19 protein-coding genes and 2 rRNA genes are annotated in these 18,763 nt (G+C 65.3%); 14 read left to right on the forward strand and 7 right to left on the reverse strand.

What is annotated here, in order from left to right:
• Together ABIB42_RS07755 and ABIB42_RS07760 are read right to left on the reverse strand one after the other, a co-directional pair.
• A 16S ribosomal RNA gene (locus ABIB42_RS07755) occupies positions 1 to 278 on the reverse strand; the annotation flags it as partial.
• Between the two features lie 307 nt (positions 279 to 585).
• On the reverse strand, positions 586 to 1,500 hold the full coding sequence (locus ABIB42_RS07760; protein WP_005664613.1) for a LysR family transcriptional regulator: 915 nt from the start codon (positions 1,498 to 1,500) through the stop codon (positions 586 to 588).
• Positions 1,501 to 1,598: 98 nt separating this feature from the next.
• Between ABIB42_RS07760 and ABIB42_RS07765 the strand changes: the two genes are divergently transcribed.
• Positions 1,599 to 2,477 carry an aldo/keto reductase family oxidoreductase gene (locus ABIB42_RS07765; RefSeq protein ID WP_005664612.1) on the forward strand — a complete coding sequence of 293 codons (879 nt, stop codon included), beginning with the start codon at positions 1,599 to 1,601 and terminating at the stop codon, positions 2,475 to 2,477.
• Here ABIB42_RS07765 and ABIB42_RS07770 read toward each other — a convergent pair.
• Positions 2,461 to 4,659: a penicillin acylase family protein gene (locus tag ABIB42_RS07770; RefSeq protein ID WP_229520303.1), complete on the reverse strand. Its 2,199-nt coding sequence runs from the start codon at positions 4,657 to 4,659 to the stop codon at positions 2,461 to 2,463. The genes ABIB42_RS07765 and ABIB42_RS07770 overlap by 17 nt on opposite strands.
• Positions 4,660 to 4,871: 212 nt before the next feature.
• A 5S ribosomal RNA gene (rrf, locus tag ABIB42_RS07775) occupies positions 4,872 to 4,984 on the reverse strand.
• Positions 4,985 to 5,189: 205 nt separating this feature from the next.
• Here rrf and ABIB42_RS07780 point away from each other — a divergent pair.
• The 11 genes from ABIB42_RS07780 (at position 5,190) to ABIB42_RS07830 (ending at position 15,147) form a co-directional block, all read left to right on the forward strand.
• A complete protein-coding gene (locus ABIB42_RS07780) occupies positions 5,190 to 6,689 on the forward strand; it encodes a B12-binding domain-containing radical SAM protein (protein WP_219861679.1) in 1,500 nt (499 codons plus the stop codon).
• A 63-nt stretch (positions 6,690 to 6,752) separates the two neighbouring features.
• The gene (locus tag ABIB42_RS07785; RefSeq protein ID WP_219861681.1) at positions 6,753 to 7,886 is read left to right on the forward strand and encodes an MlaE family ABC transporter permease; all 1,134 of its coding nucleotides are present in this window, start codon (positions 6,753 to 6,755) and stop codon (positions 7,884 to 7,886) included.
• A complete protein-coding gene (locus ABIB42_RS07790) occupies positions 7,886 to 8,740 on the forward strand; it encodes an ABC transporter ATP-binding protein (RefSeq protein ID WP_005664603.1) in 855 nt (284 codons plus the stop codon). The genes ABIB42_RS07785 and ABIB42_RS07790 overlap by 1 nt, the downstream gene beginning before the upstream one ends.
• A 2-nt stretch (positions 8,741 to 8,742) precedes the next feature.
• Positions 8,743 to 9,690, forward strand: coding sequence for an MlaD family protein (locus tag ABIB42_RS07795; protein WP_184240432.1), 948 nt, complete (start codon positions 8,743 to 8,745; stop codon positions 9,688 to 9,690).
• Between the two features lie 8 nt (positions 9,691 to 9,698).
• Positions 9,699 to 10,331, forward strand: coding sequence for an ABC-type transport auxiliary lipoprotein family protein (locus tag ABIB42_RS07800; protein WP_307729054.1), 633 nt, complete (start codon positions 9,699 to 9,701; stop codon positions 10,329 to 10,331).
• The gene (locus ABIB42_RS07805) at positions 10,328 to 11,473 is read left to right on the forward strand and encodes a VanZ family protein (protein WP_071361122.1); all 1,146 of its coding nucleotides are present in this window, start codon (positions 10,328 to 10,330) and stop codon (positions 11,471 to 11,473) included. Before ABIB42_RS07800 ends, ABIB42_RS07805 begins: the two co-directional genes overlap by 4 nt.
• Positions 11,474 to 11,531: 58 nt before the next feature.
• Complete coding sequence (locus ABIB42_RS07810; RefSeq protein WP_005664596.1) at positions 11,532 to 11,867, forward strand: (2Fe-2S) ferredoxin domain-containing protein; 336 nt, start codon at positions 11,532 to 11,534, stop codon at positions 11,865 to 11,867.
• Between the two features lie 16 nt (positions 11,868 to 11,883).
• Positions 11,884 to 12,513 carry an alpha/beta hydrolase gene (locus ABIB42_RS07815; protein ID WP_005664594.1) on the forward strand — a complete coding sequence of 210 codons (630 nt, stop codon included), beginning with the start codon at positions 11,884 to 11,886 and terminating at the stop codon, positions 12,511 to 12,513.
• Positions 12,514 to 12,619: 106 nt separating this feature from the next.
• Positions 12,620 to 13,765, forward strand: coding sequence for a D-alanyl-D-alanine carboxypeptidase family protein (locus ABIB42_RS07820; RefSeq protein WP_005664592.1), 1,146 nt, complete (start codon positions 12,620 to 12,622; stop codon positions 13,763 to 13,765).
• A 145-nt stretch (positions 13,766 to 13,910) separates the two neighbouring features.
• Positions 13,911 to 14,834, forward strand: coding sequence for an aldo/keto reductase (locus ABIB42_RS07825; protein WP_219861685.1), 924 nt, complete (start codon positions 13,911 to 13,913; stop codon positions 14,832 to 14,834).
• Position 14,835: 1 nt separating this feature from the next.
• The gene (locus ABIB42_RS07830) at positions 14,836 to 15,147 is read left to right on the forward strand and encodes a metal-sensitive transcriptional regulator (protein ID WP_005664589.1); all 312 of its coding nucleotides are present in this window, start codon (positions 14,836 to 14,838) and stop codon (positions 15,145 to 15,147) included.
• 27 nt (positions 15,148 to 15,174) lie between these two features.
• Here ABIB42_RS07830 and pssA read toward each other — a convergent pair whose 3' ends face one another.
• Complete coding sequence (pssA, locus tag ABIB42_RS07835; RefSeq protein ID WP_219861687.1) at positions 15,175 to 15,954, reverse strand: CDP-diacylglycerol--serine O-phosphatidyltransferase; 780 nt, start codon at positions 15,952 to 15,954, stop codon at positions 15,175 to 15,177.
• A 142-nt stretch (positions 15,955 to 16,096) separates the two neighbouring features.
• Here pssA and ABIB42_RS07840 point away from each other — a divergent pair, with 142 nt between their 5' ends.
• A complete protein-coding gene (locus ABIB42_RS07840; RefSeq protein ID WP_219861689.1) occupies positions 16,097 to 17,062 on the forward strand; it encodes a CAP domain-containing protein in 966 nt (321 codons plus the stop codon).
• Positions 17,059 to 17,652 (forward strand): Hpt domain-containing protein, encoded by a 594-nt coding sequence (locus tag ABIB42_RS07845; RefSeq protein ID WP_229520304.1) that lies wholly within the window; start codon positions 17,059 to 17,061, stop codon positions 17,650 to 17,652. Before ABIB42_RS07840 ends, ABIB42_RS07845 begins: the two co-directional genes overlap by 4 nt.
• A gap of 24 nt (positions 17,653 to 17,676) precedes the next feature.
• On the opposite strand, the gene ABIB42_RS07850 is transcribed toward ABIB42_RS07845, so the two are convergent.
• On the reverse strand, positions 17,677 to 17,808 hold the full coding sequence (locus ABIB42_RS07850) for a hypothetical protein (protein WP_267873230.1): 132 nt from the start codon (positions 17,806 to 17,808) through the stop codon (positions 17,677 to 17,679).
• A gap of 363 nt (positions 17,809 to 18,171) precedes the next feature.
• Positions 18,172 to 18,753 (reverse strand): DUF1439 domain-containing protein, encoded by a 582-nt coding sequence (locus ABIB42_RS07855; protein ID WP_005664581.1) that lies wholly within the window; start codon positions 18,751 to 18,753, stop codon positions 18,172 to 18,174.
• Positions 18,754 to 18,763: the final 10 nt, after the last annotated feature.

Below are 18,763 nucleotides of genomic sequence, written 5' to 3' on the forward strand. Positions count from 1 at the left end.
GATCGTCGCCTTGGTGAGCCTTTACCTCACCAACTAGCTAATCAGATATCGGCCGCTCCAGGAGCACAAGGCCCGAAGGTCCCCTGCTTTCATCCTTGGATCGTATGCGGTATTAGCGTAACTTTCGCTACGTTATCCCCCACTCTTGGGTACGTTCCGATATATTACTCACCCGTTCGCCACTCGTCAGCGGAGCAAGCTCCCTGTTACCGTTCGACTTGCATGTGTAAAGCATGCCGCCAGCGTTCAATCTGAGCCAGGATCAAACTCTTCAGTTCAATCTCTGTTTGTTGACTCTTTCGAGTCACTCGCTATTGCTAGCGAGGTCGCTCACTCAAAATACTGACCGTCATCTCATTGCTGAGACAACGCTTAATACTTTGTGCGAACATTTGATATTTTAAGTATGCAGCTGAACAAGTCAGCTGGCACCTTCATCAAACGCCCACACTTATCGACTGTTAATTTTTAAAGAACTTTATTCGGTACTGCATCATCTGCTGTTTGCTTCGAATCGTTTTGTTCGTCAGCAGCAGAGGAATGAGATTATGCTCGTCCTGCTGAGCTTCGTCAACACCTAATTTTTCAGTTTTGTGACGAAACCGCTTCGTTGCGGATGAAGTCGACGAAGGCCCGCAGCGGCGCTGGCACCAGCCGGCGGCCCGAGTAGTACAGATAGGGACCGGAAAACTGCGGCCACCACGGCTCCAGCACAGGTTGCAGCTCCCCACGCTCGACATACGGCTTCAGCCAATCCTCGAACAGGTAGATCACACCCAGGCCCTGCACCGCCGAATCGATCGCCAGGTCCAGCGCCCCGCCCACCTGCACCAGCAACTGCCCGTTCGGCTCGAGGGTCACCGCCTCCCCGCCCCGCTCGAACGTCCAGTGGATCATCGCACCGCTGGCGAAGCGCGCCCTGATGCATGCGCCCGGCGGGAGTTCGCGCGGATGCCCGGGCATCCCATGCCGGGCTAGCCAGGCGGGAGAGGCCGCCGCCGCCATGCGCTGCGTGCGCGGGCCGATCGGCACGGCGATCATGTCCTGTTCCAGCCGTTCCTCATAGCGAATGCCGGCGTCGCAGCCAGCCGCGAGCACGTCGACGAAGCTCTCCTCGGCCACCACCTCCAGGCGGATCTCCGGATATCTGGCGAGAAACGCCGGCACGATAGACGGTAGCACCAGGCGCGCCGCACTCATCGAGACATTCAGGCGCAAGGTGCCGGTCGGCGTGTCGCGAAAGCCATTGACCACGTCCAGGGCGCTGTCGATCTCGCTCCATACCGGATCCAGGCGCGCCAGCAGGCTGCTGCCGGCCTCGGTGGGCACCACGCTGCGCGTCGTCCGGTTCAGCAGGCGTACGCCCAGGCGCGCTTCGAGGCGCCGGACCGCCTCGCTCAAGCCGGACGCGCTGCCATCGGTCGCGCGTGCCGCCTCCCGAAAGCCGCCGGCGCGTGCGACGGCGACGAAAGCCGACAAATCTCCCAGTTCAATCTTCATTGTTCGTTTTTTCGCACAGCTTGTGTGAATTTAAGCGGATTGTCACACAGATCGGCGCGACTTATCTTGATCGCACCAACTCACTAAGGAGCGACACCATGTCCACCACGATCGATCAAGCCGGCGCCTACACACTCGGCAACCGCACGGTACGGCGCCTCGGCTATGGCGCCATGCAACTGGCCGGCCCGAACGCCTTCGGCCCGCCCAAGGATGCGGTCGTCGCGCGTGCGGTGCTGCGTGAAGCGCTGGAACTCGGCGTCAATCACATCGACACCTCGGATTTCTACGGCCCCCACGACACTAACCAGTTGATTCGTGAAGCGCTTCACCCTTACCGCGACGAGCTGGTCATCGTTACCAAGGTCAGCGCGCGGCGCGGCGCGGATGGCAGCTGGCTGCCCGCCTTCTCGGCGCCCGAACTGGAGCAGGCCGTGCACGACAATCTACGCAACCTGGGGCTGGATACCCTGGAGGTCGTCAATCTGCGCGCCATGTTCGACCCCTACAAACCGGCCGAGGGCTCGCTCGAACCTCAACTCGCCACCCTCGCCGAGCTGCGCCAGCGCGGCCTGATCCGGCACATCGGCCTGAGCAATGTGACGCCGCGCCAGCTCGAGGAGGCGCAGCGCATCATGCCGATCGCGTGCGTCCAGAATATGTATAACCTGGTCCACCGCAATGACGACGCCATGATCGATGCGTTGGCGCGCCGGGGGATTCCGTATGTGCCGTTTTTCCCGCTCGGCGGCTTCTCGCCCTTGCAGTCGGACGCCCTGTCCGCCGTTGCCGCGCAACTCGGCGCGACACCCATGCAGGTGGCGATCGCCTGGCTGCTGCAGCGCTCGCCGAATATCCTGCTGATCCCGGGCACCTCGTCGCCCGTCCATTTGCGCGAAAACCTGGCCGCAGCCCAGCTCGTGCTACCGAAAGACGCCCTGGCGCAGCTGGACGCGATCGCTACTCCCGCAGCGTGACCGTCGTGTAATGCGGATCGGCCCGGATCTTCTCTGGCGTAAAGGGAAGGCTGGGCCACTCCTTGCGCGAATACACCATGGTCTGGTCGGCATACCAGGGCGACCTGGGATCGGTCGACTGGCCATAGGTCAGCATGGCCTGGGCCACCGGGCCCTGCTCGTCGAACGTCACGGTCTGGATATAGCTCTGTCCCCAGTGTGCACCGACATAGCCCTGCGCCGTCAATCCGCTGCGCATGGTCAGCGAGCCATAGGTTCCTTCCTGATTGCCGTTGCCGCCATGCAGAGGAATGCGCACGCCGTTACGCGGCTCGACCTGGTAGTCACCCAGCCGGCCATCGAACGGCACGCCGAGCGACTGCAGCTTGTCCGCCGCCCCTTTGAGCGCCGCCAGCATCGCCGGCAACAGTTCCGGCAACACGAGCTCGGCCGCATACACGCGGTTCGAGAACGCCAGCGCCTGCATGTCTCCCAGGCCCAGTTTGCTGCGCTGGGCCAGCACATCCTCGACCTGGCGGAAACCGATCCGCGTGCGCAAGCTCTGCTCGACATTGATCCGCCCATACAACGGCGAATAGCCCAGCGGCGCAGGTCCCGGCAGCAAAGCCTTGGGATTGGCCAGCCAATAACTGTCGTTTGAATTGCCGACATAGTCGGTGCGCATCATCCACGGCGCAGTGGCCGGAGAATAAATGCCGGGCGGCGCACCCGGGTCCTGCCCCCAGCCGCAACTGCTGCGCGACCCGTCGAACAGCAGCGCCGCCTGCAGCAACAGGCAGCCATTGACGAACTTGTCGGCGTTCATGTGCGGCACGACACTGGCGTCCGCGTACAGCGTATTGCCTTCACGGTCGGCCGCAACCGTATTCACCCACGGCAGGCCCACCACCTTGTCCAGCGAATCCTTGAGCGCGCGCACGCCGCCGGCGGTGCCGATGCCGAGCCACTGCTCGAGCAGGCGCGTATTGCTGCGGTTCGGGTCGGCCAGCACATAGGCGGCCTCCGCCGTCCACGTCATGCCCGCCGCCGGCCGGCTGACGACGGCGCCCTGGTGGCTGAAATAAAAGGTCTTGCTGCGCCGGCCAATCAATCCGTCCGGTAGCAGCGCATCGACGTGGACCGTCTTCGACGTCATCCTGCGCCGCTCGCCGTCATATAAATACGTGGTGCCGCTGGCGTCGGCGGGGTCCAGCGCCAGCCGGAAGGTGGTGAAGTGATAGGCAAACGTCACCGTGTGGCTCCACGCCACATCGCGATTGAAGCCGATCACGACGGCCGGGATGCCGCCGATGATCACGCCCATCGCGTCATAGCGCCCCGGCACGGTCAGGTGAGCCTGGTAGAAACGGTCGGTCGTGGTCCAGGGATAGTGCGGGTTACCCAGCAACAGCCCGCGCCCATTGGCGGACAAGTCCTTGCCCACCGCCAGCGCGTTGCTCCCGAAACCTTGCTTGTTGAGCTGGTCCAGCTGCGCCACCAGCGACGAAGCGTCGAGCTTGCGCGGCGCCTTCATGGCCAGGCGCACGCTGGCCCCGGGCACCCGCCCGGCCGCGACGAAATCCCTGGCGAAGGCCTGGCCCGAGGCATGCAGGGCCTTCTCCGCCACCACCAGAACCATATCGTCGAGCGTCATCGGCCGCACCCATTTGGCGTCGGCGCAGGCGGCCGGCAGCTTGCCGCCGGCATCCTTCAGGTAGCGGTTATAGCCCTCGACAAAGCCTTCGAGCAGATCGCGCGGCTCGCGCGGCCCCGCGGCATAGCCCGCGCGTAATTGACCGATATCGAGGTAGCCCTTGAAGAAGAAGTCGCTCTCTTCATTGTTCAAGTCCATGAAACCGCTGCCGCCGCCATACTCGTCGCCCGTGCGCTGGCGCGGACGCGCATCGGCGCCGAAGAACAGCGAGCGCTCGCCACGCACGGTCAGCAGGGAGTCGGCGAACATGCAGACATTGTCCTGGGCATAGGCATACGCCAGCCCATAGCCAAGGCTATGGAAATCATCGGCGCGCACGTGCGGCACGCCATGCGTCGTGCGTGCAAGCTCGACCTGGACGCGGGCGGCGGGTTCGGAAGGCGGCTGCGGTGGTGGTGGCGCGGGATCGTCGTCGCTGCTGCAACCGCCAAGCGCCAGCGCGAGCATCGAGACAAACAGAAACCGGACCGCAGGGACAGGAGGTTTCATCAGGGCGCTTTCCGCGGCGACGGCCGCATATTGGAAGATGGCGGAACGAAGGGCAAAAGGTGCAACAACTTTAGCTCTAAACTAGTGCCCACGCACCATCACTTATGCGCAAATATTCAAAATAAATAAGTTTTATGCAACACCGTCGTTTCAGTACCGCAGAAAGCAAAAAAGCCCACCAGACATCTGGTGGGCTTTCTCTCTATTGAATAGCCTGACGATAAACTACTTTCACACTGGTTGCAGCACTATCATCGTCGCAATGTCGTTTCACGGTCCTGTTCGGGATGGGAAGGGGTGGTACCGACTTGCTATGGTCATCAGGCATAACTTGCTGGAAAACTGTTCCGCTACGGGGCAACAGGCTTCCTGAATTCCGGCGTGCATTCTAACAAGCAATCCTGCCGAGCACCAGCGTTATTACCCACCAAGCCACAAAAACACACCCGAAAGACGCTTCCATATAAAGGCGAGGGCCGGCAATCACAGTAAAATACCGCCTTTCCCGCCGCCGCCCTCCTTTCCCCGCCATGACGATCCTGCTCTCGACCCTCAATGCCCGCTATACGCACGCCTCGCTCGGCCTGCGGTACCTGCTGGCCAATATGGGTCCGCTGCAAGAGCGGACGACGATCCAGGAATTCGTCATCGGCGCCAAGACCACCGACCTGGTCGAGCGCATCCTGGCGCATGGGCCGCGCATCGTCGGCTTCGGCGTCTATATCTGGAACGTGGAAGAGACCACCCGCCTGGTGGCCATGCTCAAGCGCGTGGCGCCGGATGTGACCATCGTGCTGGGCGGCCCGGAAGTCTCGCACGAGACAGGCGAGCAAGAGATCGTCAAACTGGCCGACTACGTCGTCACCGGCTGGGGCGACGTCACCTTCCCCAAGCTGTGCCGCGAGATCCTGGACGGACCGAAGCCGATCATGAAGGTGCATGCGGGCGTGCAGCCGCCGATGGGCGACATCGCCCTGCCCTACTCCTTATATAGTGAGGAGGACATCGCCCACCGCACCCTGTACGTGGAAGCCTCGCGCGGCTGCCCGTTCAAGTGCGAGTTCTGCCTGTCCTCGCTCGACAAGACGGCCTGGCCCTTCCCTCTTGATACCTTCCTGGCCGAGCTGGAGATGTTGTACGCCCGAGGCGCGCGCCTGTTCAAGTTCGTCGACCGCACCTTCAACCTGAACGTCAAGACCAGCCTGCGCATCATGCAGTTCTTCCTCGACAAGATCGAGGCGGCGCCGAACGACCCGGTCTACGCCCACTTCGAACTGGTGCCCGACCACCTGCCCGAGGCGCTGAAGGAGACCATCGCCAAATTCCCGGCCGGCGCGCTGCAGTTCGAGATCGGCATCCAGAGCTTCAACCCCGAGGTGCAATCCCTGGTCAGCCGGCGCCAGAACAATGAAAAAGCGGCCGAGAACATCCGCTGGCTGACCCGGCACTCCACCGCCCACCTGCACGTGGACCTGATCGCCGGCCTGCCGGGCGAAGACGTGGCCAGCTTCGCGCGCGGCTTCGACCACCTGGTGAGCCTGGGCGCCGAAGAGATCCAGTTCGGCATCCTCAAGCGCCTGCGCGGCACACCGATCATCCGCCATACCCAGGATTTCGGCATGGTCTACGATCCCTACCCGCCCTACACCGTGCTGGCGACGAACAGGATCGATTTCGCCACCATGCAGCGCCTGGTGCGCTTCGCCCGCTACTGGGACCTGGTGGCCAACTCGGGCCGCTTCGCCAACACCATTCCGGTGCTGCTGGGCGAGGCGCCGTTCGACAACTTCATGGCGTTCTCTGACTGGATCTATGCGCACACCGACGCCACCCACCGCATCGCGCTGGACCGCCTGGCCAAGCTGGTGGCCCAGTGGCTGCAGGTGCGCGGCATGGATGCCGGCGAGGCGGCGGCGCTGCTGGCCAGCGACTATGCCGGCAAGGTCGATGCCCCGACCCGCCTGGTAAAGCAGGCAGATGCGCCGAAAGCGGTCGCTCCGGCGCGCCAGGTCCGCCATCTGGCTGCCTGACCAGGCAAACACGCAAGAGGATCGTGGCTGGCAACAGTAACGATTCTCTTTTACACTGGCGCAATGCGGATTGAAAATGCGCCAACATTAACCATTCAACAGTCCGGCCAGGGGGCCGGCCAATCCGTCATTGCCGAGGGAGTCTGGCAAGTCCACGGCCTGTCGCAGCGCGGCGTCCTCAAGGGCATCACGCGCCAACTGGCCGGCCTGAAGGACAAGGGGACGTGCGAATGGGACCTGTCGGGCATCGAAAGCCTCGATCACATCGGCGCCCAGATGTTCTGGAATACCTGGAACAAGGAGCGCCCCAAGCGCCTCAAGCTCGACCCGCGCCAGGAAGACCTGTTCCGCCGCATCGAGGAAGCCAGCCACATCAAGCTGCCGCGCCACCGGACCAGCCCCTTCCACTGGGTGATCGTGCTCGGCGCCGGCATCCTGAACTTCTTCGAGCACCTGCGCAGCTTCATCGGCCTGATCGGAATCGTGATCCAGGACCTGGGCCGCTTCCTGCGCCGTCCCCAGACCGGGCCGTGGCGCGAAATCTCGGCCAATATCTATCACTCCGGCTTCCAGGCGCTGGGCATCACGGCCATGGTCGGCTTCCTGATCGGGATCGTGCTCTCTTACCTGTCGTCGCAGCAACTGCGCATGTTCGGGGGCGACGCCTATCTCGTCAACATCCTGGGCATGGCGGTGATCCGCGAACTGGGTCCGCTGCTGGCCGCGATCCTGGTCGCCGGCCGCTCCGGCTCCTCGATCACCGCCCAGCTGGGCGTGATGCGGGTGACCGAAGAACTCGACGCCATGCTGGTGATGGGCATCTCGCATGGCTACCGCCTGATCATGCCCAAGGTGGTCGCCCTGGCGATCTCGATGCCGCTGCTGGTGGTCTGGACCGACGCCATGGCCCTGTTGGGCGGCATGGTCTCGGCCAAGATCGAGATGGGCATGTCGTTCCGCTACTTTTTGCAAAAGCTGCCGGACGCGGTGCCGTTCGTGAACTACACCATTGGCCTCCTCAAAGGGGCGACCTTCGGCGTGCTGATCGCCCTGATCTCGTGCCACTTCGGCCTGCGCATCAAGCCCAACACCGAGAGCCTGGGCCGCGGCACCACCACCTCGGTGGTCACCGCGATCACGGTGGTGATCCTGGCCGACGCGGTGTACGCCATCATCTTCAGCGGGACGGGCTTCTGATGCCAGACACCAAACGACGCCGCCAGGAGCTGAACCTGCGCCCCGACGAGGAAGTCGGCGCGCCGGTGGTCCAGATCCGCAACCTGTGGACCCGTTTTGGACGCACGGTGGTGCACCAGGACCTGAACCTCGAGATCTACGGCGGCGAAATCCTCACCATCGTCGGTGGCTCGGGCACCGGCAAGACCGTGCTGCTGCGCCAGATGCTGGGCCTCGAGCGGCCGTCGCAGGGCAGCGTGCACGTGTTCGGCGAGGACATCAGCGCGGCCTCGCCCGAACAGCTGCAGCGCATGCGCAACCACTGGGGCATGCTGTTCCAGCAGGGCGCGCTGTACTCGGCGCTGAGCGTGTTCGACAACATCGCCCTGCCGATGCGCGAGCTGCGCTCGCTGCCCGAGGACGTGATCCGCGACGCCGTGCTGCTCAAGATGAATATGGTCGGCCTGGGCCCCGAGCACGCCAACAAGATGCCGGCCGACCTGTCGGGCGGGATGGTCAAGCGCGCCGCCCTGGCGCGCGCGCTGGCGCTCGAGCCGCAGCTGCTGTTCCTGGACGAACCGACCGCCGGACTGGATCCCGACCTGTCGGACGCCTTCGTCACCCTGATCCAGACCCTGCACCGCGAACTGAAGCTCACGGTGGTGATGGTCACGCACGACCTGGACACCCTGTTCGCGCTGTCTTCGCGCATCGCGGTGCTGGCCGAGAAGCACGTGCTGGCGGTGGGACCGTCGTGCGACGTGCTGCAGGTCGAGCATCCCTTCATCACACACTTTTTCCTGGGCCCGCGCGGCCAGCGGGCGCTGGAAGTGCTCGACGAGCGCCACGCCCAGCATGAATCGGAGAATCGATAGTTATGGAAAACAGGTCGCATGCCCTGATGACCGGCATCTTCACGATCGCGCTGCTGGTGGCGACCATCCTGGTCGGCCTCTGGTTCAACCGCGACAAGACCGAGCTGGTGCCTTACGAGATCGTCACCACCCAGTCGATTCCCGGCCTCAACCCGCAGGCCACGGTGCGCTACCGCGGCCTGGAGGTCGGCCGCGTCGACGAGATCGTGTTCGACCCGCGCGTCACCGGCCAGATCCTCATCAAGCTGTCGGTGGACGCCGCCTCGCCGATCACCAGCACCACCTACGCCACCCTCGGCTACCAGGGCGTCACCGGCATCGCCTTCATCCAGCTCGACGACGAGCGCACCGGTTCGCCGCGACTGGCGACGAATGGCGAACGCATTGCCCGCATCCCGCTGCGTCCGGGCCTGCTCGACCAGCTCGAAGACCGCGGCCTGGCGATCCTCGAAAAGGCAGAGAAAGTGACCGCCAGCCTCGACGAGCTGCTGAGCGAAGACAACCGCGCCAGGATGGTCGGCGCCTTCGAGAGCGTCGACCGCGCCGCCGACGCCTACGCCGCCATTCCCGAGCGCCTCGATCCGGTGCTCGACCAGTTGCCCGGCCTGGTGAAGAAGGTCGACCGCAGCATGGATTCGATCGACACCCTGGCCACCAGCGCCACTTCGATGACGCGCAACTACGACCAGCTGGCGACCCGCCTGCAGGCGCCGGACGGCCCGATCGAGCGCCTGAACACCACCATCGGCGCGCTCGGCGCCGCCACCAGCGAACTGGAACTGGAAACCCTGCCGCACGTGGTGCGGATGACCGACGAGGCGCGCGCCTCGCTGCGCGCGGTGCGGCGCACCGCCAACTCGTTCTCCGACCGCCCGCAGAGCATCCTGTTCGGCACCCCGGGCGACGCGCCCGGCCCCGGCGAGCCCGGCTTCGTGCCCCCGACCAAATGAGGACCACCGTGAACCGTCAATCCTTCCGCTTTCCCGCCGCCGTCGCCGCCGCCGTCACCTGTGCTCTGCTGCTGGCCGGCTGCGCCAGCCAGGAACGCGCGCAGAACACCGTCTACGACTTCGGCGCGCCGTCGCTGCGGCCGTTCACCCCGGCCACGCCGCCCGCCGCTCCGCTCGCGATCGTGGTGATGGACGTCACCGGCCCCAGTGGCCTCGACACCGAGCGCATGTTCTACCGCCTGAACTACGCCGATGCCCAGCAGGCGCGCACCTACGCCAGCAGCCGCTGGAGCGCCACCCCGGTCGCCCTGGTCACCACCCGCATCAAGACCCGCCTGTCGCAGGCGCACATGAAGGTGCTGTCGGCCACCGACGCCGCCAATGGCGTGCCGATCCTGCGCATCGAGATCGACGACTTCGTGCACGCGTTTTCTAGCGCGGACCGCAGCGAAGGCCGGATCATGCTGCGCGCCTCGGTGTTTACCGAACACCGCCTGATCGACCAGCGCAGCTTCGAACGCAGCACGCCGGCAGCGAGCCAGGATGCGGCCGGCGGCGCGGCGGCGCTGGCGGCCAGCACCGACGGGCTGGCGGACGACATCGGCGCCTGGCTGGCCACCCTGAACCTGCAAGGCAAATGACCGAAGCGGAAGTCCCGGCAGAGGTGGCGGCAGGCCGCTCGCGCGGCTCGCCCATCGTGCGCGCCGCGCTGCTGGCCTACCTGCTCCTGATCGTCTACGCCAGCTGGTTTCCGTTCACCGGCTGGCGCGACAGCGGCATCTCGCCGCTGGCCTTCCTGAACCTGGTCAAGCAGCGCTACTGGACCGGCTTCGACGCCGGCGTCAATATCGTCGGCTACATCCCGTTCGGCATGCTGCTGGTGCTGTCGATGTATCCGCGCGTGCGCGGCGTGTGGGCGGTGCTGCTGGCCACGCTCGCCGGGCTGCTCACCACCGGCACGATGGAGGCGGTGCAGACCTACCTGCCCAGCCGCGTGCCGTCGAACCTCGACTTCGTCACCAATGCCGGCGGCTGCTTCCTGGGCGCCATCCTCGGCGCGCTGTGGGCCCCCGGCCTGCTCGACCGCAGCCGCCTGTTCAAGCTGCGCCAGCGCTGGTTCGCGCCGCACGCCAGCCAGGGCCTGGTGCTGGTGGCCATGTGGCCGCTGGCCCAGATCTACCCGCAGAGCTACCTGTTCGGCCACGGCCAGGTGCTGCCGATCCTGTCCGGCTGGATGTCGTCCTGGCTCGACACCGAGATCGACCTGGTGGCCATGCTGCGCCCGGGCGACGACATCATGAGCGTGGAGCAGTACTGGCTGTCCGAAACCATCATCACCGCCTGCGGCATGACCGGCGCCGCCCTCACCCTGATGTGCCTGGTGCGCCGCGGCGCCCCGCGCTTCTGGCTCATGCTGGCCCTGCTGGCGGGCGCACTCGTGGTGAAGGCTTTCTCCAGCTCGCTGCTGTTCCGGCCCGATAACGCGCTGGTCTGGGTCACGCCGGGCGCCGAAGGCGGCTTTTTGATCGGCCTGATCATGCTGTCCGGCCTGGTGTTCGCGCCGCAGGTGGCGCAGCGCCGGCTGGCGGTAGTGACCCTGATCCTGGCGCTGGTGGTGGTCAATACGATCCCGGTGAACCCGTATTTCTCGTCCACCCTGCAGGGCTGGGTGCAGGGCAAGTTCCTCAACTTTAATGGCGCGGCCCAGTTCCTGTCGCTGGCCTGGCCCTTTGTTGCCTTATGGTTCTTGCTGCTGCCCTCGCATAAACTCAATCGGCAATAAGAGCGCGTATCATGGCGCTTTGGCGCGACGCCATGCCACTCTTTCCAATGAGAACGACATGAACGACCAAGTGAATGACGAGCAGTTTTACAAGCATCATGTATTTTTCTGCATGAACATCCGCGAGGGTAAGGATGCACGCCCGAGCTGCGGCAAGTGCGGCGCCGAGAAGGCGCAGAAGCATGCCAAGAAACGCATCAAGGAACTGGAACTGAGCGGCCAGGGCAAGGTGCGCATCAACCAGGCCGGCTGCCTCGACCGCTGCGAGGAAGGCCCGGTGCTGGTGGTCTATCCGGAAGGCACCTGGTACACCTACGTCGACAACGACGACATCGACGACATCATCGATACCCACCTGGTCGGCGGCAAGGTCGTCGACCGCCTCAAGATCTGATCCGACAAGACGCTTTATGAACATCCATTCGCACAAGTTCCAACTCGACGGCCCCGCCGGCAAGATGCAATGCCTGCTCGACCTGCCGGAAGGCGCGCCGCGCGGCGTCGCCCTGGTGGCGCACCCGCATCCGCTGTATGGCGGCACCATGGAAAACAAGGTGGCCCAGACCCTGGCGCGCACCTTCGTGACGCTCGGCTATGCGGCGGCGCGCTTCAATTTCCGCGGCGTGGGCGAATCCGAAGGCGTGCACGACGAGGGCCGGGGCGAGGTCGACGACATGGCCGTCATGTATGCCCACATGCGCGAACAATATCCGGACCTGCCGATCACGCTGACCGGCTTCTCGTTCGGCACCTTCGTCCAGGCGCAATTCGCGCTGCGCCTGGCGGCCGAAGGCCGGCCGGCCGAGCGCCTGGTGCTGGTGGGCACGGCGGCCGGCAAGTGGCCGATGCCGGAAGTGCCGCAAGACACGATCCTGATCCACGGCGAACTGGACGATACTATTACCCTGAAGGAAGTTTTCGACTGGGCGCGACCGCTCGACCTGCCTGTCACCGTCATTACAGGCGCCGACCACTTCTTCCATCGCAAGCTCGGCCACATTAAAAATCTCGTGATTCAACTGTGGCGACGTGACATTTAGTCGCAACAACCCCCTATAATAATTCCCTTCTCTTGAGGCAATGCTTCCTTCGGGGCATTGCCTTGCGCTCCACCACCGCTCTACTTTTAATGACGAAATACTCCCCATGAAAAAACTGTTAGCGGCCTTCGCCGCCAGCCTGGTGATGGTCTCGGCCAGTGCGCAAACCGTGCCCGCGCCCGCCATCGCCGCCAAATCGTGGTTGCTGCTCGACGCGACGAGCGGCCAGGTCATCGCCTCGCAAGAACAGAATATGCGCATCGAACCGGCATCGCTGACGAAGGTCATGACGGCCTACGTCGCCTTTGCCGCGATCCGCGACAAACGCATTTCCCTGGACCAGATGGTGAACGTGTCCGAGCGCGCCTGGAAAGTCGACGCCAGCAGCTCGAAGATGTTCATCGATCCACGCGTGCCGGTGTCGATCAACGACCTGCTGCATGGCCTGATGATCCAGTCCGGCAATGACGCCGCGGTCGCCATCGCCGAAGCGGTGGCGGGCGACGAAGCCACCTTCGTCACCCTGATGAACCGCGAAGCGCAGCGCATGGGCCTGAAGAGCACCCGCTTCGCCAACCCGCACGGCCTGCCGGACGCGAACAACTACTCGACCGCGGCCGACCTGGCGCAGCTGGCCGCCCACGTGATCCGCGATTTCCCCGACCTGTACAAGATCGACTCGATCAAGCAGTTCACCTATAACAAGATCACCCAGCAGAACCGCAACCGCCTGCTGTGGCTGGACCCGACCGTGGACGGCATGAAGACCGGCCACACCACCTCCTCGGGCTACAGCATGATCACCTCGGCGCGCCGTCCGAACGGCAGCACCGGCGAACGCCGCCTGATCTCGGTGGTGCTGGGCACCAGCTCGACCGACGTGCGCACGCAGGAAAGCCAGAAGCTCCTGAACTGGGGCTTCCAGAACTTCGACACCGTCAAGCTGTACTCGAAAGGCCAGGCAATCCAGACCCCGTCCATCTGGAAGGGCGCGCAATCGACCGTCAAGATCGGCTTCACGCGCGACATCCTGGTCACCGTGCCGAAGGGCGTGGCGGGCAAGCTCAAGCCGGTGCTGGAACGCCGCGACCCGCTGGTCGCGCCGCTGGCGCTGGGCGGCCAGGTCGGCACGCTCAAGATGACGGTCGACGGCAAGCCGTTGCTGGTGCTGCCGGTGGTGGCGCTGGAAGAAGTGCAGGAAGCGAGCATTTTTGGACGCGCCTGGGATTCGATGCGCCTCTGGATGCAATAAGCCGGATGCGGTAAGCATCCGCCTTCGATCGTCGAAAGCCCGTCCGCGCCTTATGCCGGACGGGCTTTTTTCATGCGCGGCGGCTGACGCGGCGCAGGCTTCCGGCCGCTATAATCATGCCATCCAGTCATCACGAAAGAACCCGATGCCGCAAGCGCCCGCCGAACTTCTCTCCCCCCGCATTCCGACGCGCGAAGGCGGTCTCGAACTGTCGCGCATCGTGGCCGGCATGTGGCGCATGGTCGAATGGGACATGCCGGTGGCGGCGCGCGTCGACTTCATCGAACAGTGCCTGGCGCTGGGCGTGACGTCCTTCGACCACGCCGACATCTACGGCAACTACGGCGTCGAGGAGCTGTTCGGCGAAGCCCTGCGCGCGCAACCGTCGCTGCGCGAGCGCATGGAGCTGGTCAGCAAGTGCGGCATCAAGCTGTTGTCGAACAAGCACCCGGGCCACACCATCCAGCACTACGACACCAGCGCCAGCCACATCATGCGCTCGGCCGAGGAATCGCTGCGCAAGCTGGGCACCGACCGCCTCGACCTGCTGTTGATCCACCGTCCCGATCCGCTGATGGAATTCGACGAGATCGCCGCGGCCTTCGCGCGCCTGAAGCAGGACGGCAAGGTGTTGCACTTCGGCGTGTCGAACTTCACGCGCCACCAGTTCGAGTCGCTCAACCGCCGCATACCGCTGGCCACCAACCAGGTCGAGTTCTCTCCCCTGCACACCGCGCCGATGTTCGACGCGACCTTCGACGGCCTGCAAGACCTGGGCATCGCGCCGATGATCTGGTCGCCGCTGGGCGGCGGGCGCCTGTTCGACACGAACGACGCGCGCGGCGCCGCGCTGCGCCAGGTCATCCAGGAGGTGGCCGAGCGCATCGGCAAGCCGTTCTGCAGCGTGGTGTTCGCGTGGATCATGCGCCTGCCCTGCCGTCCGATTCCGCTCACCGGCAGCGGTCGCATCGCGGCGATCCGCGAGGCGGTGCTGGGCGCCAGCTTCGAGCTCGAACGCGAGGACTGGTTCCGCATCCTGCGCGCCGCGCGCGGACACGAGGTGGCCTGAGATGGTCGAGGGCCCGCTCCGGATCGTCGAGGGCAAGGCCCTCAGCGCGCAGCAGAAGAAGGACTTGCTGAACCGGCTGGCCCGGATCGAGGGCCAGCTGCGCGGCGTGCAGAAACTGATCGCGCTGGCCGACTCGCCGTCGGATTGCGACGCCGTCGCGCAGCAGATGGCGGCGGCGCGCAAGGCGCTCGACCGCTCCTTCGTGCAACTGTTGACCTCATCGATCCTGACCCAGACCGGGGACGCCGAAGACCTCGACGACGCCCGCGCCCGCGCCGCCCACCTGGCGGCGATGCTCGACAAGTTCGCGTGACTTAATCGCGTGACTTAATCGCGTGACTTAATCTTCGAACACCTTGGGCGGCGCCACGCCGCGCCAGCCCAGCTTCCAGCCGATGTTCAGCAGCAGCGTCGCACACACGTAGAGCAGGAAGAACAGCACGAAGAAGCGCTCCTGCAGCAGCGCCAGCAGTACCAGGCACACGCCCAGCAGCGCCAGCATCACCTTGCCTTTCGGGTGCTTGGAGCTGGGGAAGCGGATGGTCGACACCATCAGCGCGCCGACGCAGACCATCAGCGCGCACACCAGGAAGGCCGGCGCCGTCGCGGTGACGGGATCGGGCCAGGCCACCACCACCGAGGCGACGCAGGCCGCGCCGGCGGTGATCGGCATGCCGACGAAGTAGCGCGGGTCGGTGCGGCCATGGCTGATATTGAAACGCGCCAGGCGCAACGCGCCGCAGGTGACGAACACGAAGCAGGCCAGGCCGCCCATGCGTTCGAGGGTCGGGTGCACGTCGCCCAGCTGGGTGAAGCCGTAGCAGTACAGCAGCAGGCCGGGCGCGCAGCCGAAGTTCATCACGTCGGCGATCGAGTCGAGCTGCACGCCAAAGCTGGACTGGGTATTCGTGGCGCGCGCCACGAAACCGTCGAGCGCGTCGAACACGCCGGCCAGCACCAGCAGGATCGCGGCCAGGCGGAAGTCGTCCGGGTCGCCGACGCGCGCGTTGTCGACCGAGATCACGATGCTGGCGAAGCCGCAGGCGATCGACAGCAGCGTCACGGAACTGGGCAGGGCGAACTTGGCGCGCGCGAGGCGTTGCTGGTTAGATAGCTTCAATGGTCGACTCGACATGGGAAATGTTGGCTTATTCTACAGGGTGCCCTGCAAGGGTGCTGCGCGATGGTTGCAGCGGCGGTCACGATCCCTGTTTTTGGCCTAGAATGATGCCCCACGCTTATGTATTGACAGGAGTTGCAAGATGAGCTATACGCCACGCTGGCAGTCGATTGCCGCGATCCTGGGCGCCGCCCTGGCCCTGAGTGCATGCGGCGGCGGTGGCGGCGGCAGTCCGACGGGCGAATCCGGTGGCGGCCTGGCGGTCACGCCAAGCCCCACCGCGCCCGCGCCCACGCCGGCCGCGGATGCCCCCACCCTGACCGGCAATATCGCCGTCGATGGCCGCAACTGGATCAACTACCGGCGCGCCCAGGCCGGCGTGCCGACGGTCAGCCAGAACGCGCAGATCGACAATGCCGCGCTCGGGCACTCCGAATACCTGCGCATCAACAACCTGATGAGCCACGACCAGAAGCCGGGCCTCCAGGGATTCACCGGCGCCAAGCTGGAAGATCGCCTGAACGCGGCCGGCTACACGCTGGATCGGACGCGCGGTTTCGCCTATGGCGAGGTGATTTCCGGCAGCAACAACGGCTCGGGCTTCTTCATGACCGAAGAACTGATCACGGCGATCTATCACCGTTTCGTGATCTTCGAGCCGATGTTCCGCGAGATCGGCACCGGCGCCGCCAGCGCCAGCCGCGGCTACCACTATTTCACCGCCGATTTCGCCAGCCGCAACGGCTACGGCCCCGGCATCGCGCGCGGCGCGATCGTCACCTGGCCCTTCAACGGCCAGACCGGGGTCGCGCCCAACTTCCTGAGCGACACCGAGGAACCGGACCCGGTCCCCGACCGCAACGAGGTGGGGTATCCGATCAGCGTGCACACCAATCTCGATTCGACGCTGGCGGTCGGCAGCTTCACGGTGCGCCCGCGCGGCGGCGCCGACCTGCAGGTGCTGCGCGTCGATCCGCTCGGGCAGCCGACCGCGGCCTCCATCATCCCCGTGCTCCCGCTGCGCGCGGCCACGACCTACGAGGTCAATTTCACCGGTACGGTCAATGGCGCGGCGGTGTCGCGCGCCTGGTCGTTCACGACGCGGTGAGCGGCGCAGCGGCGGCGCCCGGCGCGCCGGCCATCGACTTCGCGGCCGGACTGGAGCGGGTAATGGATGACCGCGCGCTGTTCCTGCGCGTACTGGGACGCTTCGCCGGCGACTACCGCGACCTCGCGGCGCGCCTGCACGCGGCGCTGGATGCCGGCGACGCCGTGCTGGCCCACCGCATCGCCCACACGCTCAAGGGCGCGGCGGGGATGATCGAAGCGAACCGGCTGCGCCGGCTGGCGCTGGACGTCGAACTGGCGCTGAAGGCCGGCGGCGCGGCGCCGCTGGCGCTGATCGCGGCGCTGGACGAGGAGCTGGCGCGGGCGCTGGCGGAAGTCGACGTGCTGCTGGCTGCGCCTGAAACGCCGGCGCAGGTGCAGGCAAACTCGCCGGCCGCGCGCGACGACCTGGCGCGCCTGCGCGACATGCTCGACATCGGCGACGGGCGCGCGCCGGACCTGGCCGCGCAACTGCGTCCGCGCCTGCTGGCGGGCATGGGAAGCGAGAAGGTGGCGGCGTTCGACGCGGCGCTCAGGCGCTTCGATTTCGAAAACGCGCTGGCGCTGCTGGAGCAGGCCGGCCCGCGCTGACCACGCTGACTGCGCAGCGCGCCATCAGCGCGTGAACTCGGCTTCTTCGTCGAATGAATCGGCGCAGGACTTGCCGCAAAAGCGCCGCACGCTGTCGAGCGGCTTTTCGCAGTACCAGCACGAACCCTTGGCCGGAAGACTGGCGCGGGTCGGCATGCTGCCTGTGGAGGCAATTGAGACGGCCACCGGCGGCTCGGCGGGCAGCCCACTGTCCGGAAGACTCTCGTGTGTCGTTTCCAAGATCCACCCCCTGATACGGCAGCCTTTAGTCAGAGAAAGATTACTTCAGCGGAACTCCGTGCGCATGAGAAAGCGCAAGCCGGACCGCGACAGGCGAACCCATCACGACTTTCGTTGCATATCAGTGTGCGCCCAATGCCAGGCGGGTGCAATCCCCTGTCCGGCTCCCGGGGAGCGATTTGACATGCGTGCAACGTTTGTCGCTGCATGAGCCACAATGCACCGCCAAAAATCGTAGTGTAAAGCCAACTGTCGGCGTGCACGCTTGTGTACGCCGGCTTATTTTGCCGGCTCGAGCGTCACGACCAGGCCGCTGCGCGTGGTCTGGATCCGCGTGGGAACGAATTGCACGCCCGCATAGCGCAAGTCTTTCTGCTCGAAGGTGTAGACCGGCATGTCGCGCGCGACGGTGTCGATCAGGCCGTTGGCGACGCGGGTCAGGTGACGCTCCGCCTCGGGGTTGCCGAGCTGCAGGCGATCGACGCGCGGCTCGGCCATCATGACGGCAGCGCGGCCCGGATCGATGTACAGGCGCCCGGAAAACGCGATGTTGCCGGTCCAGGCGCGCGCGAACGGCGGCGCGACCAAGGCCTCGACGGCCAGCGCGACGCGGTCATCCTCGGGCTGGATCGCCAGTTGCGGACGGGTGAGCTGGATGTCGAACAGTTCCAGCAGGCGCTCGTTGACGGGGAAGCGCTTGTCCAGTCCGGCCTGCAGCTTGTGCAGCGGGACCTCGACCTGGCGCGGGCCGATCAGGCTGGAGCAGGACGCCAGCAGGCTGGCGCCGACCGCGATGGCGGCCAGCCTGGCGACCGTGCGCCGCATCGGCGCGGCGGGATGGGGTGGCTTGTATTGATCCATATTCCAAGCC

Source organism: Massilia sp. UYP32, assembly GCF_050434365.1.
GTDB classification, from domain to species: domain Bacteria; phylum Pseudomonadota; class Gammaproteobacteria; order Burkholderiales; family Burkholderiaceae_D; genus Telluria; species Telluria timonae.

Bases quoted from the DNA above. Each gene is read 5' to 3' on its own strand.
- ABIB42_RS07795 (WP_184240432.1), top strand. From the start codon at position 8,743: ATGGAAAACAGGTCGCATGCCCTGATGACCGGCATCTTCACGATCGCG.
- ABIB42_RS07855 (WP_005664581.1), bottom strand. From the start codon at position 18,753: ATGGATCAATACAAGCCACCCCATCCCGCCGCGCCGATGCGGCGCACG.
- ABIB42_RS07810 (WP_005664596.1), top strand. From the start codon at position 11,532: ATGAACGACCAAGTGAATGACGAGCAGTTTTACAAGCATCATGTATTT.
- ABIB42_RS07830 (WP_005664589.1), top strand. From the start codon at position 14,836: ATGGTCGAGGGCCCGCTCCGGATCGTCGAGGGCAAGGCCCTCAGCGCG.
- ABIB42_RS07825 (WP_219861685.1), top strand. From the start codon at position 13,911: ATGCCGCAAGCGCCCGCCGAACTTCTCTCCCCCCGCATTCCGACGCGC.
- ABIB42_RS07820 (WP_005664592.1), top strand. From the start codon at position 12,620: ATGAAAAAACTGTTAGCGGCCTTCGCCGCCAGCCTGGTGATGGTCTCG.
- ABIB42_RS07760 (WP_005664613.1), bottom strand. From the start codon at position 1,500: ATGAAGATTGAACTGGGAGATTTGTCGGCTTTCGTCGCCGTCGCACGC.
- ABIB42_RS07805 (WP_071361122.1), top strand. From the start codon at position 10,328: ATGACCGAAGCGGAAGTCCCGGCAGAGGTGGCGGCAGGCCGCTCGCGC.
- ABIB42_RS07840 (WP_219861689.1), top strand. From the start codon at position 16,097: ATGAGCTATACGCCACGCTGGCAGTCGATTGCCGCGATCCTGGGCGCC.
- ABIB42_RS07850 (WP_267873230.1), bottom strand. From the start codon at position 17,808: ATGCCGACCCGCGCCAGTCTTCCGGCCAAGGGTTCGTGCTGGTACTGC.
- ABIB42_RS07765 (WP_005664612.1), top strand. From the start codon at position 1,599: ATGTCCACCACGATCGATCAAGCCGGCGCCTACACACTCGGCAACCGC.
- ABIB42_RS07815 (WP_005664594.1), top strand. From the start codon at position 11,884: ATGAACATCCATTCGCACAAGTTCCAACTCGACGGCCCCGCCGGCAAG.
- ABIB42_RS07780 (WP_219861679.1), top strand. From the start codon at position 5,190: ATGACGATCCTGCTCTCGACCCTCAATGCCCGCTATACGCACGCCTCG.
- ABIB42_RS07785 (WP_219861681.1), top strand. From the start codon at position 6,753: ATGCGGATTGAAAATGCGCCAACATTAACCATTCAACAGTCCGGCCAG.
- ABIB42_RS07770 (WP_229520303.1), bottom strand. From the start codon at position 4,659: ATGAAACCTCCTGTCCCTGCGGTCCGGTTTCTGTTTGTCTCGATGCTC.
- ABIB42_RS07790 (WP_005664603.1), top strand. From the start codon at position 7,886: ATGCCAGACACCAAACGACGCCGCCAGGAGCTGAACCTGCGCCCCGAC.